General features: G+C 74.0%; 9 protein-coding genes. 2 read left to right on the forward strand and 7 right to left on the reverse strand.

The window, feature by feature from the left end:
- The first annotated feature begins 291 nt into the window (after positions 1 to 291).
- On the forward strand, positions 292 to 1,152 hold the full coding sequence (locus EST92_RS27025) for an Ig-like domain-containing protein (protein WP_129283378.1): 861 nt from the start codon (positions 292 to 294) through the stop codon (positions 1,150 to 1,152).
- Between the two features lie 68 nt (positions 1,153 to 1,220).
- A complete protein-coding gene (gene lysX, locus EST92_RS27030) occupies positions 1,221 to 4,538 on the forward strand; it encodes a bifunctional lysylphosphatidylglycerol synthetase/lysine--tRNA ligase LysX (RefSeq protein WP_129283379.1) in 3,318 nt (1,105 codons plus the stop codon).
- An 89-nt stretch (positions 4,539 to 4,627) separates the two neighbouring features.
- Here lysX and EST92_RS27035 read toward each other — a convergent pair whose 3' ends face one another.
- The 7 genes from EST92_RS27035 to EST92_RS27065 form a co-directional block, all read right to left on the reverse strand.
- Positions 4,628 to 5,776, reverse strand: a complete 1,149-nt coding sequence (locus tag EST92_RS27035; protein WP_129283380.1) for an alkaline phosphatase family protein — start codon at positions 5,774 to 5,776, stop codon at positions 4,628 to 4,630.
- A gap of 45 nt (positions 5,777 to 5,821) precedes the next feature.
- Positions 5,822 to 6,775 (reverse strand): galactokinase, encoded by a 954-nt coding sequence (locus EST92_RS27040; protein ID WP_254069040.1) that lies wholly within the window; start codon positions 6,773 to 6,775, stop codon positions 5,822 to 5,824.
- Entirely contained in the window at positions 6,772 to 8,625 is a 1,854-nt protein-coding gene (locus EST92_RS27045; RefSeq protein WP_254069041.1) for a class I SAM-dependent methyltransferase, read from the reverse strand. Before EST92_RS27045 ends, EST92_RS27040 begins: the two co-directional genes overlap by 4 nt.
- Before the next feature lie 5 nt (positions 8,626 to 8,630).
- Complete coding sequence (locus EST92_RS27050; RefSeq protein WP_254069042.1) at positions 8,631 to 9,905, reverse strand: nucleotide disphospho-sugar-binding domain-containing protein; 1,275 nt, start codon at positions 9,903 to 9,905, stop codon at positions 8,631 to 8,633.
- Positions 9,902 to 10,693 carry an alpha/beta fold hydrolase gene (locus EST92_RS27055; RefSeq protein WP_129283381.1) on the reverse strand — a complete coding sequence of 264 codons (792 nt, stop codon included), beginning with the start codon at positions 10,691 to 10,693 and terminating at the stop codon, positions 9,902 to 9,904. Before EST92_RS27055 ends, EST92_RS27050 begins: the two co-directional genes overlap by 4 nt.
- Before the next feature lie 7 nt (positions 10,694 to 10,700).
- Complete coding sequence (locus EST92_RS27060) at positions 10,701 to 11,018, reverse strand: phosphopantetheine-binding protein (protein ID WP_129283382.1); 318 nt, start codon at positions 11,016 to 11,018, stop codon at positions 10,701 to 10,703.
- Positions 11,008 to 12,609 (reverse strand): 4'-phosphopantetheinyl transferase superfamily protein (locus EST92_RS27065; RefSeq protein ID WP_129283383.1); only part of this gene is annotated, 1,602 nt, incomplete at its 5' end. The genes EST92_RS27065 and EST92_RS27060, both read right to left, overlap by 11 nt.

A 12,609-nucleotide genomic window follows, 5' to 3' on the forward strand; every position in this document is an offset into this window, starting at 1 on the left:
CCTGAACTTCACCATCGGCCGGAGTTGCACCGACTCGGCGGCGGGGCGGGTTTGTGGCAAGGTCCAGGTGGGTGACCACCCCCGCGTCACCCACCGCCACGCGCCTCAAGAGGGACAAATAGCACAAAGCGCCCCAAATACCCGGCGGCGGGGGCGCGTTCGCGCCACCCAGTACACCCTGCCAGCCACATGTGGCGCGTATCACATAACTCCCTGCAACGAATCATGTCGCTCGTTCGTCTTAGCGGCCGATCCTGCCCCTCCCCCCCTCCTCGCAGACGGAAAGCCCGTATGAGCCAGACTCTCCCCCTCCGCCGCCGGCGCTCCCGGTCACTGCGGGTGCTTCCGTGCGTGCTGCCGGTGATTGCCGTGGGCGCGCTCACCGCGTGCGGGGGCCCCGCGTCGTCGGCGCCCCAGGGCGAGCCGGTGAAGGTCGCGCTGGGGGCGGCGAGCGGGGAGCGGACCGTACAGGCCGGGGACAGGATCAAGGTGACCGCTCAGGGCGGGGTGCTGACCGAGGTAACGGTCACCGACCCCAGAGGCCACAAGCTGCCCGGCGGACTCGGAGGCGGCGGGACGGAGTGGACGGCCCGGACCAAGACCGCGCCGGACACCAAGTACTCCGTCCTCGCCCGGACCAGGAATCCACAGGGCGATGTCGGTGCGACCAAGGAATCGCTGACCACCGCGAAGCCGAACCGGCTCCGCGAGCTGGCACTCGCTGCCGGCTCTCCGGGCGGCGCGGTCGACGCAGACCGGCCCGTGACGGTCACGTTCGGCTTCCCGGTGACCCACCGGGAAGCCGTGGAGCGCCGCCTGCGCGCCCTCACCGGCCGCGGCGCGACCGGATCATGGGTCTGGAGCAAGGACCGCGGCGGCAAGGACCGGGCGGACTGGCTGCCCGCGCGGCACCGGAAGCCGGGCACCGGCATCACCCTGCGGGCGGAGCTCAACCCGGCGGACCCCGGCGGCGTCCCCTACGTCGCCAACGACTATGACCTGAACTTCACCATCGGCCGGAGTTGCACCGACTCGGCGGCGGGGCGGGTTTGTGGCAAGGTCCAGGTGGGTGACCCCCCTGAGGTCGCCGCCTCCTCCGTACGAGGGAAAGACGACAGGACCACGGGGATCGGAGACCGGCATGCCGGCTGATCCCCACGACGGACGAACAGCGCCCTCGCGCCGAGCAGCTGACCCTTTTCAGAGCCTAATGTGACGGAATGAGCACCGTGCAGGACCAGGATCAACTTACGGGGTGGCGGCGCTTCCGGCGCCGCGTCCCCAATGGCTTCGCCATCATCTTCAGCATGCTGGGGCTCTTCTGCGCCCTGACCGCACTGATCGGGCCCCTGCGGCGCGGACTCCATCCGGTGATCTACTGGCTGGACACGCTCACCTTCCCGGTGCCGCCGAACCTCGCCTATGCGGTGCTGCTCTTCCTGTTGGCGGCGGCGCTGACCGCCCGTAAACGGGTGGCGCTGTGGTGCCTGGTCGCCTACATGGTGCTGGTCATCCTGGCGGACGCACTGTTCCTGGCCACGGGCTACTGGGAGTTCGCCTTCTCCCTGGTGCTGTGCGGCGGCGTCCTGGTGCTGCTGCTCGTCTCGCACCGTGAGTTCTATGCGATCACCCGGCGCGGGGCGTTCCTGCGGGCCATCGGTGTGCTGATCGGCGGGCTGGCCGTCGCGGTGCTGATCGGCTGGGGTCTGGTGACGCTGACGCCGGGCACCTTGGAGGCCGGCGGCGGCAACCGGCTGTTGTGGGCCGCCAACCGCGTCTGCGGTGGGCTGGTCGGCGGCCGGCTGGTCGAGGGGCATCCGCCGCACTGGACCAACTTCCTCCTCGGTCTGCTCGGTGCGCTGGCGCTGCTGAACGCCGCGCTCACGCTGTTCCGTTCGCAGCGGATGGAAGCCGCGTTGCACGGCGACGAGGAGGACCGGATCCGGGCGCTGCTGGAGCGCTACGGCAGCCAGGACTCGCTCGGCTACTTCGCCAGCCGCCGCGACAAGGCCGTGGTCTTCTCCCCCAGCGGCAAGGCCGCCGTCACCTACCGCGTCGAGGCCGGTGTCTGTCTGGCCAGCGGTGACCCGGTCGGTGACCGCGAGGCCTGGCCCCAGGCCATCGAGGCCTGGCTGGAGGTCGCCGGCCGCTACGGCTGGCAGCCGGCCGTCATGGGCGCCAGCGAGAACGGCGCCAAGGCGTTCGCGCGCTGCGGCCTCGGTGCGCTGCAACTCGGCGACGAGGCCATCTTGCACGTGAAGGACTTCGACCTGGACGGCCGGGAGATGCGGGTCACCCGCCAGGCCGTCAACCGCGTCGAGCGGACCGGCGCGACCTTCCGCCTGCGGCGCCACTCCGCGCTGACCGACGAGGAGATGCAGGAAGTCATCCACCGGGCGGACGCCTGGCGGGACACCGAGACCGAGCGCGGCTTCTCGATGGCGCTGGACCGGCTGGGCGACCCGGAGGACGGGGACTGTCTGCTGGCCGAGGCGTACGACGGCGACGGCAACATGATCGCGCTGCTGTCCTTCGTGCCGTGGGGCAAGGACGGCATCTCGCTGGACGTCATGCGCCGTGACCGCACCGCGCCCAACGGCGTCATGGAGTTCATGGTGGCCCGGCTGTGCGCGCAGGCCGGGGCGATGGGCGTGCGCCGGATCTCGCTGAACTTCGCGGTGTTCCGGTCCGCCTTCGAGGAGGGCGCCCGGATCGGTGCCGGGCCGGTGCTGAAGTTCTGGCGCCGGCTGCTGCTGTTCTTCTCCAAGTGGTGGCAGCTGGAGGCGCTGTACCGCTCCAACGCGAAGTACAACCCGGAGTGGTACCCGCGGTTCCTGTGCTACGCGGACGCCGGCGCGCTGGCCCGGATCGGTCTGGCCTCCGGTATCGCCGAGGGCTTCGTCGCCGTGCCGAGCCTGGGCACGCTGTGGGGCAAGGGCCACAAGAAGCGGCTGCTGGCCCCGGCGAGCACCGCGGGCCTGCCGTCGCTGGACGAACTCGGTCTGGTCCAGACGGGCCCGGCCACCGAGGAGGAACGGCACGAGCAGGAGCTCGCCGCGCTGCCCGAGCAGGTACGGGTGCGCCACCGGAAGCTGGAGCGGCTGCGGGAGGCCGGCACCGACCCGTATCCGGTGGGCGTGCAGCGGACGCACACCCTGGGTGAGGTCCGCGGCGAGTTCCCCGACCTCAAGGCCGGGGCGCGGACCGGCAAGTCCGTCACCCTTGCCGGCCGGGTGCTGCTCACCCGCGACCACGGCGGGGTGCTCTTCGCGGTGCTGCGGGACTGGTCGGGCGATCTGCAGATCGCGCTGACCCGCGACGGCAGCGGTGCCGCACTGCTGGACAGCTTCGGCTCGGACATCGACCTCGGTGACCATGTCGAGGTGGAGGGCGAGATCGGCGCCAGCGACCGCGGTGAGCTGACGGTGTTCGTCACCACGTGGCGGCTGACCGCCAAGTGCCTGCGGCCGCTGCCGGACAAGCGGCGCGGACTGTCCGACCCGGAGGCCAAGGTCCGCCAGCGGTATGTGGACCTGGTCGTCTCGACGGACGCGCGGGACAATCTGCGGGCCCGCAGCACCGCCGTGCAGGCGCTGCGCCAGGGGCTGATCGACCGGGGCTACCTGGAGGTCGAGACGCCGATGCTGCAGCAGATCCACGGTGGCGCCAACGCCCGCCCGTTCCAGACCCACATCAACGCCTACGACCTCGATCTGTATCTGCGGATCGCGCCGGAGCTGTATCTCAAGCGGCTGTGCGTGGGCGGCATGGAGAAGGTCTTCGAGATGGGGCGGACCTTCCGCAACGAGGGCATCTCCTACAAGCACAACCCCGAGTTCACGATGCTGGAGGCCTACCAGGCGTTCGCCGACTACGACGTGATGCTCGATCTGACCCGGGAGCTGATCCAGGGCGCCGCCGTCGCCGCGTTCGGCAGCGCCACCGCCCGTAAGGCGGACGAGCACGGCCGGCTGGTCGAGCACGACATCTCGGGGATCTGGCCGGTCAAGACCGTCTACGGCGCGATCTCGGAGGCGCTGGGCGAGGAGGTCGACGCCGACACGAACCCGGAGGTGCTGCGCCGTCTGTGCGCGAAGTCGGGCGTGCCGGTCAAGCCGGAGAACGGCCGGGGCGACATCGTGCTGGAGATGTACGAGCGCCTGGTCGAGGAGAAGACCACCCTTCCCACCTTCTACAAGGACTTCCCGACCGATGTGTCCCCGCTGACCCGTCAGCACCGGCGGGACCCGCGGCTCGCCGAGCGCTGGGACCTGGTCGCGTTCGGCACCGAACTGGGCACCGCCTACTCGGAGTTGACCGACCCGGTCGAACAGCGCCGGCGGCTCACCGCCCAGTCGCTGCTGGCGGCCGGCGGTGACCCGGAGGCCATGGAGCTGGACGAGGACTTCCTCCAGGCGCTGGAGTACGCGATGCCGCCGACCGGTGGTCTGGGCATCGGCGTGGACCGGCTGGTCATGTTCCTCACCGGTCTGTCGATCCGCGAGACGCTGCCGTTCCCGCTGGTGCGGCGCCGCTGAGCGCACCCGGCTCGGGCCCGCCACCGCACGGTGGCGGGCCCGGGCCTTTTTGCGCCGGTGGGTGCGGGTGGGTCGCCTCGTGCCGTCGGTCAGAACCAGTTGACGGTGAGCGGGAAGGAGGCGGCGGCGGTGGCGCCGGCGGCGTCGGTGACGGTCGCCGTGACCGGGAAGGTGCCGGTCTGCCAGGGTCTGCCGCCGATCCGGCCGCTCGCGTCGGCGGACAGGCCGAACGGCAGACCGGCGACGCGGAAGGTGAGCGGGTTCGTGCCGCCGGTGGCGGTGAGCTTGATGCTGCACTCCTGGGCGAAGCGGCAGGTCTGCGGGCCGGGGGTGGCGAGTTCGAGGCCGCCGCCGGGTGGTTCGGTGCCGCCGGTGTCGAAGACCCCGGTGACGGGGGCGGCGGTGGCCGCGTTGCCCGCGTGCCCGGTGCCGTACATGTCCTCGAAGGTCCGCAGCAGGTTGTAGTGGTTGTAGTCGCCACTGACGCTGCCCCGTTTGACGTGGGCGCCGTGGAAGATGGTCGCGATCCGGTTGGAGCCGAGGAGGTTGTCCTCGTCCCAGGTCACCATCAGCAGGCTGTTGTGGTCCTCGGCCCACCGGGCGTAGTCGGCGAGGTTGTTCTTCAGCCAGGTGTCACCGCTGCCGACGGCGCAGTCGTGCATGTCGTTGCACATGTCCGGGATGACGAACGACAGGGTCGGCAGCGTGCCGAAGTCGCCCCGGGGGAACTGCGCGAAGGTCCGACCGGTGTCCAGCGGCACGTTCCGGAAGGCGAACCAGGGGTTGTGCTTTTGCCGATACCGGCCGTCGGAGCAGGTCGTGGAGCCCTGGGCGGGCAGGCCCTCGTTGTAGCTGGCGAAGGTCTTGCCGGCCGCGATCAGCTCCTGGGCGAGGTTGGGGGCGGTCATCGACTGGGCGGTGTAGCAGCCGTCGCCGGTGAGGCCCTGGGTGGCGCCGGAGAAGAGGTTGAAGTAGTTCGGCTGGCTGGGGTGGGTCAGCGCCTTCATTCCGGTGAGGTCGGCACCGCCCTGGGCGAGTTCGTTGAGGTAGGGCGCGTCGCGGCTGCCGATGATCTCGCCGTACTGCTTGTTCTCGAAGACGACCACCACGACGTGGTCGTAGGACGGCAGCGCGGCCCGGCCGCCCTGGGCATCCGCCGTGGTGGCGACGGCGATCAGGCCGAGCGCACCGAGCGCCGCCGCGATCGCCCGGCGTCTGAGGTTCACTGTTCGTCTCATCAGCTCTCATTCCTCTGAGGGGGAGGCCGGCAGGTGTGGGGGGTGTCAGTCCTCGCGGCGGGCGGCGGCCGCGACGGCGATCCGCAGCAGGCGCGGTACGGGAAGGCCGCAGCGGCGGAAGGCACCGATGACGGCGGTGCGGACGGCCGCGCGCCGGTCCGGGGGCATCAGCAGCAGGACGCTGCGCCCCGGGCGGGTGCCCGGCCAGCAGGCGGACCGGGCGCCGGCGCGGAGGGCTTCGCGGACCGCGGTGGCCAGGCCGGTGGCCACGGCCGCGGCGCCGGTGTCCTCCGTACCGCTGCCGGTGGCGGTACGGGCCGTCAGGAGCAGCAGGCAGGGAGCGGGGCCGCCGTCCGGGGAGCGCAGCGGCCGTCGGGCGCTGCCGTCGGCCGCCAGGAGCTGACCGGTCCGGCCGAAGAGCACCGCGCGGCGCAGCCCGTGGTCGCCGGGTACGGCGGCGCCGAGGAGTTCGGCCAGCTGCGCGCGGGGCAGCGGGCGGGCACCCCGTGCGACGTGGGCGTCCGCGAGGGCCAGCGCGACCGCGCACTCCAGCGGTTCGGCGACGGGCAGCCCCACGGCATCGGGCAGGGTGGCGTTCACGTGCAGATCGGCGCCGCCCCGGCCGAAGCCGGCGGCGGCGAGCGCCCGCAGCACGGCGTAGGGGCGGGCCGCCCAGCCGGGGGCGCGGGCGGCCGGGCCGGTCAGGGGGAGCTCGGCGGACTCGGCCGGGTGGTTGAGCGAGCCGCAGCGGAGCAGGCCGTCGGCGCGCGGGGAGACGGCCGCGGCGACATACCAGTTGGCCGCCGCCACCCAGTCGGTCCGCGGGGTCGCCGCGGTGAGCGGCGTGCCGGGCTCGACGGCGGAGGCGGCGAGCCGGAAGGCGTACGGGGCGCGCCACACCGCGCCGGGTGGCCGCCGGTACGTGGTCGCGAAGCCGTGCGCGAGCAGCCGCAGCAGCGGGTCCGCCGTCGCGCGCCGGGCCAGGTCCACCGCGCTCACCCCAGCGCTTTGCGGGCCAGCAGCCGGTAGGCGTTGCCGCCGTCGGTGGCCCGGGCCACCACGGTACCCAGTGCGTCCAGGGCGAAGGCGGCGGCGTAGCAGGGAACCGCCATGGCCTGGACGGCACGTCGGGCGGCGCGGCGGCCCGGGGTGTCGAGGAGGGGGGTCCAGGGGGCGCCCGGGTCGGGGGCGAGCCGGTTCGCGAGGAGGGCGACGGCCGCGAGGAAGTCGCCGTTGCCCTGGTGCGCCGCACCGTGCTGCTCGGCGAGAAGGGTGAAGCCCCGGGCGGCCAGGGCCTGTTTGAGGTTGCCGACCGGCATCAGGTGCTGGTGCTGGGGCTGGAACCAGGGCAGCCAGTAGGGGCCGAGCAGCCGGCCGGCCCGGGATTCGGGGTCGGGGAGCTCGATCAGCAGATGGCCGCCGGGGGCCAGGACCTTGGCGGCCGCGTCGAGTTCGGCGAAGGGGTCCCTGGTGTGTTCGAGGTAGTGGTGCATGCTCACCGTGTCGTAGCGGCCGGCGAGCCGGTCGGCCAGGTCGGGGAACTGGCCCTGGTAGCCGGTGGTGATCCAGCCCCGGCGGGCGGCCTCGTGGACTCCCTCGCCCATGTCCAGGCCGTCGAACCGGGTGTCGGGCCATACGGTGCGCGCCGCGTTGCAGAAGTGCCCCGCGGCGGTGCCGACGTCGAGCCAGGCCCGGGGGGTGGTGAAGGGCCGCAGCAGTGCGGCACGGTCGCGGTAGGTACCGCTCATCCGGCCCAGGACCAGGGCGGCGCCCTCGCCGCCGAGGCCCTCGTAGAAGTCGCGGTAGTAGAAGTCCAGTCCGTCCGGGGTGAGGCGGGGGTTCTGGAAGATGTGGCCGCAGCGGCGGCACTCCTCCAGGGTGAAGCGGCCGGGCTTGCCCTGGAGCAGGTCGGGCATCCGGACCCGCACGGTGAGGTCGGGCGCCGCGCACCAGGGGCAGTCGGTGCGGCGGGGTTCGAGGAACCGCTCGGTGCCGGCGGCGAGTTCGCTGAGGTAGGCGGCCCGGCGCGCCGCGGTGCCGGCCGGTTCGGGCGGATCGGCGGGGGGCATCCGCAGGGTCCGCAGCGCGGTGGTCAGGGAGCGCAGCGGACGCAGTGCGGTGGCGCGGGCCAGGCCGGCGGGGTCCGGGCCGCGGGCCGGGGCCAGCACGGCGGCGGGCTGCAGGCAGTACAGGGCGGCCGCGGGCAGGCCCCAACGCGGTGCCGAGACACAGCACTTCACCAGCAGGGCGAGCCCGGCGAGCTGGGCGGTGGACAGCAGGCCCGGCGGCAGGCCGCGGGCGCGCAGCTCCTCGGCGTGCCACCGTGCGTCGTGGGGCGGCGCCGTCACGCCGGGTGCCAGGGCCCAGCCGGTGGCATCGGGGGCGTACTCCTTGAGGGTGCGCACGAGGCGGAGCAGGTCGGCCGGTGAGCGCGGCGGCTCCGCGTCGTCGAGCCCGGCCCGTTCGAGGACCTCTTCTGCCACCAGCAGCGCATGGCCCGCGCCGTGGCCCGGAGCGCAGCGGTCGGTGCGGTGGGCCGCGGGGTCCAGCAGCCGGAGCAGGCCGAGGGTGTGCTCGGCGTCCAGCTGTGCCGGGACGAGATCCAGGACCTGGAGTCCTTCACGTACGGCGTGGGCGACCGCGGAGCGCAGGGTGGTCTCGTCGGCCGTGACACCGGGCGCGGTGATCAACTGCCAGCCCAGCAGCGGCGCGGGGTCGTGCGGTGCCGGGTCGAGCACCGGCAGCGCGGCGAGCCGGCGGCGGGCGCGTACGGTGCCCGCGCCCAGGGCCGTGACGGCGGCGGCCGCCACCCATCGCGTGCGTCGTCCCGAACGGTTCGCTCGCGTCATCTGGCTCACGGTCCCTTCTCGTTCACGGTCGAGGCGGCGCCCGGGACGGGCCGGTGCAGGCGCGGCCCGTGCGGCAGTTTCTCCAGGCGGTCGGCCGCGGCGGTGGCGCCGCCCGCCTCGGCGAAGGACGCCTGGATGCGGCGGGCCGCGCGGCGGTGGGCGGGGTCGTCCAGGACGGCGGTCAGCGCCCGGTGCAGTTCGTCCGCGCGGGCCCGCCCGAAGCGCACCCGTACCCCCGCGCCGGCCTCGGTCACCTGGCGGGCGACGATCGGCTGGTCGTCGCGGACCGGCGCCACGACCAGCGGCAGCCCGTGGGCGAGCGCCTCGCACACGGTGTTGTGGCCGCCGTGGCACAGCACCGCGTCCAGGTGCGGCAGCAGCCTCAGCTGGGGGACGTACTCCTGGTGCACCACGTGGCGCGGGAGGGTCCCGACGAGGTCGCCGGGGGCGGCGAGGATCACCTGGGCCCGGTCGGCGAGGGCGTCCGCGGCGCGCAGGACCGCGGGGTAGAAGCGGGCGCCCGCCTCGCGGTTGAGGGTGCCCAGGGAGACCAGGACCCGGGGCCGGGCGGGGTCCAGCCGGTGCCAGGGGAAGTCGCCGGCCCGCGGACGGGCCCCGAAGGCGGGCCCCACGAAGGCGTAGTGGGGCGGATATCCGCCCGGGCCCGGTACGCCAGGGCCGGCGGCCGGCCCGACCGGGTCCGGCCCGCCGGGGCCGATGAGTGCGGGGGTGGAGAAGACCAGGACGAGGTGCGGGGAGAAGCGCGGGTCCCAGCCGGCGGGTGCGCCGCAGTCGGCGAGCAGCGCCGCGATGCTCTGCGCCACCCACTCCCCCACCTTCGGGACCCCGGCGAACGGCCGGGTGAACTCCGCCGAGGTGGTCGCCGAGGTCACCCAGGGCAGCCCGTGCCGGCGCGCCACCAGGGCCCCGGCGAGGGCCTGTTGGTCGGCCACCAGCACATCGGGCCGGAAGGCGGCGACGGCGCTGTGCACCCCGGGGAGCATCGCGCGGGCGAGCGGGATGAGGACGTCCGCCCACAGGAACCGCAGCGCCGCCACACCCCGCAGATCGCGCCAGCGTGCGTGCAGGACGTCATGCCCCTCGGCCGCGCTCCGGTCCCCCGCCGCGTACAGCAGCGCACCCGCGGGGAGCAGCGCCTCCAGGGCGGTGGCGGGGCCGGCCCAGGCGACCTGGTGGCCGCGGGCGGTGAGTTCGGCGGCGACGGCGACGGTCGGGTTGACGTGCCCGGCCAGCGGCGGCACCACGAAGAGCACTCTCATCCGGCCACCGCCCCGGCACGGGCGCCGAGCCGGGTCAGCACCGCGGAGCACAGCCCGTCGGTGGCCTCGTTGAGCACGGTGTGCCCCACGCCGGGCAGCACACACAGCTCGCAGTCCGCGGCGCTACGCGCCAGCTCCCGTGCGCCGGGCAGGAGTTCGGAGTGCGCGCCGTAGACCGCGAGGACCGGGCAGCGCAGCCCGGCGAAGTCGCGGGCGGTGAAGGGGGGCGCCGAAGCGATGTCCTCGATCAGGCTGGTGTGGTTGAGCAGGGCGTCGGCGCCGGCCGCCAGCCGGGCCTCCTTGCGCCGCCCGAGCGCGGCGAGCTGGGCGGGCAGCCCGCTGTGTTCGAGGCCGAGGGCCGCGACGGAGAGGGTGTCGGTCATGTCCTCGACCCAGTCGCCGGTCAGCTGGGCGTCGATCAGCACCAGTGAGGCGACCAGGTCGGGCCGGCGGAGCGCGGTGTGCAGGGCCAGGACACCGCCGTAGCTGTTGCCGACCAGATGGACCGGGCGGCGGTCGAGCCCGAGGGCCGCGAGCAGGGCGGTGAGGTCGGCCACCGCGGTGTCCCGGTCGTAGCCGGCGGGAGGCCGCTCGCTGCGGCCGTGTCCGCGCTGATCGTAGAGGAGTACTGGGTGGCCGGCGCGGGAGACGGGCCCGGCGAGGGTGCAGTAGAAGCTCGACAGGTTGTCCATCACCAGCCCGTGGAGGAAGACCACGGTGGGGCCGTCGCCGCGGCCCGGCAGCCGCTGGGTGTGCAGGCGCAGCCCGCCTGCGGAGGTGTGGGCCATGGCGCGCTCAGCTCGCGCAGGCCCGGCCGGCGGTGGTGACCCGGTCGACGTGCACGGCGAGTTCACCGACCGACATGGCCAGGATCTGGTCGATGTCCTTCTCGGCGAGGAAGCCGAGGAAGTCCACCGACGGGCCGTAGCGCTCCTGGAGCAGCTCGGCCAGGGCGACGAACTCGATGCTCTCCAGGGCGAGATCGTCGTTGAAGGTGGTGGCCGGGCCGATCTCCCCGACGACGAGGAGTTCGTCGCCGAGGACGCTCACCAGCATGTCGGTGATCTCGTCCACGATCGTCCGGGTGCGCTCGGTGCGGGGCTCAGCTGCCATGGATGGCCTCCGGGAGTGTGGGGGTGTCGGTGCCCGTACGGTCCCCGGGCGGCGGCCCGGTCCAGGCGACGACGTGGTGTGCGGACGGGTCGTGGACGGAGTCGAGGTGGACGAGGTGGCGGCCGCCGTCCGGGGCGGCCACCCACAGGGCCCCGCCCGGTGCGGGGGACACGGCCCACTCCTGCGGCCGGCCGCCGAGGCCGCTGCCGGCCGCCTTCGCCGCGGCCTCCTTCGCGCACCACAGCGCGGTGAGCCAGTGGGCGCGGTCGCTGCTGCCGCCGGCGGCGGCGCGGGCGTGGAGGCCGTCCGCCAGGCGGCGTTCGGCCGGGGTGAGGGCGATCCGTTCGAGGGCGCCCGGATCGTCGGTGACGGTCTCGATGTCGATCCCGACGGGGCCCGACCGGTGGGCGAGGGCGACGGCCAACCGGTCCTTGTGGGCCAGCGAGACATGGATGCCGCGGGCGAGCGGGCCGTCGGGGCGGGGGCGCCCGTGGCCGTCGTTGACGACGGCGACCTCGGCCGGGAAGACCGGCCCGGCACCCTCGTCCCACAACAGTTCACGGACCGCGTCCTTGGCCGCGATCCGGCCCAGCAGCCATGCCGTGCGGGAGTGCGGGGCGCACCGTTCGTAGCGGGCGCGTTCGGCCGCGCCCAGATAGCGGCGCATGACCAGTTCCTGCGAGGCCGGGTCCGACCAGCGGCGACGGGCCAGACACCAGCCGCCCGGCCGGGGTTCACCGATGCCGCACACCTCCGGGGTGAACTTCATCGGCCACACCCGCTCGTCGGCACCGAAGCGCCGGTACGTCCACCCCTCCAGCCGCGCCCATACGGCGCCGTCGGCGCGGCACAGCTCCACGTCGCCGCGCACCGTGCCGGGCCGTACCGCACGGATCCGGGCGGTGGCCGCCAGTAGCGCACCCTCGCGGGGCGGGGGCCCGTAGAGCCGTACCCGGTCCAGGGTCGCGGGGAAGACCAGCCGGTCGCCGGAGAGCTTCAGCTGCATCCAGTGGCCGAGGAGTTGGCCCGCGGCGTCCAAGAGGGCGCCGGGCGCGGGCAGGGCGCGCAGGGTGCCGCGGATGCCGTCGGCGGCGAGCGTGCCGACCTCGTGGACGCCGGCGAACGCCGGGCCGTGGAACATCCACCGGTCCCGGTAGAGCGCCGAGGCGCTCACCGGCGCCGGCCCGCCGGAGGTAAGGGGCGAGAGGTCGGGGGGCGGTGGCGCCGGGTGGAGCGCCGCGAGGTGCACGGTGACGGAGGCGTAGTCGCCGAGGCCGACCCGTATCCGGCCGTCCCCGACGGGGGTGGCGGTGACGGTCAGGTCGACGGGCGGAGCGACGGGCAGCCAGCGCAGGGCCCGTACGTCGGAGTAGCCGGTGACGTCCTGCCCCGGGGACACCTGTCGGGCCTCCTCCGCGGCCAGTTCGAGCAGGGTGGTCATCGGGACGACGGGGAAGCGGTCGGCGGGCTCGGGCCAGTCGTCGGGCTGGAGGTAGACGCAGTGGTCCCGGACGTACGGGACGGTGTCGAGGGAGAGGCGGCGGACGGTGCGCGGCACAGCTCCACGTCGCCGTATGGGCGCGGCTGGAGG

This window comes from Streptomyces sp. TM32, from assembly GCF_004122755.1.
GTDB lineage: Bacteria > Actinomycetota > Actinomycetes > Streptomycetales > Streptomycetaceae > Streptomyces > Streptomyces sioyaensis.

What these genes read in the sequence shown, in the direction of transcription:
- EST92_RS27025 (WP_129283378.1), top strand. Translation starts at nt 292, where the DNA reads ATGAGCCAGACTCTCCCCCTCCGCCGCCGGCGCTCCCGGTCACTGCGG.
- lysX (WP_129283379.1), top strand. Translation starts at nt 1,221, where the DNA reads ATGAGCACCGTGCAGGACCAGGATCAACTTACGGGGTGGCGGCGCTTC.
- EST92_RS27035 (WP_129283380.1), bottom strand. Translation starts at nt 5,776, where the DNA reads ATGAGACGAACAGTGAACCTCAGACGCCGGGCGATCGCGGCGGCGCTC.
- EST92_RS27045 (WP_254069041.1), bottom strand. Translation starts at nt 8,625, where the DNA reads ATGACGCGAGCGAACCGTTCGGGACGACGCACGCGATGGGTGGCGGCC.
- EST92_RS27050 (WP_254069042.1), bottom strand. Translation starts at nt 9,905, where the DNA reads ATGAGAGTGCTCTTCGTGGTGCCGCCGCTGGCCGGGCACGTCAACCCG.
- EST92_RS27055 (WP_129283381.1), bottom strand. Translation starts at nt 10,693, where the DNA reads ATGGCCCACACCTCCGCAGGCGGGCTGCGCCTGCACACCCAGCGGCTG.
- EST92_RS27060 (WP_129283382.1), bottom strand. Translation starts at nt 11,018, where the DNA reads ATGGCAGCTGAGCCCCGCACCGAGCGCACCCGGACGATCGTGGACGAG.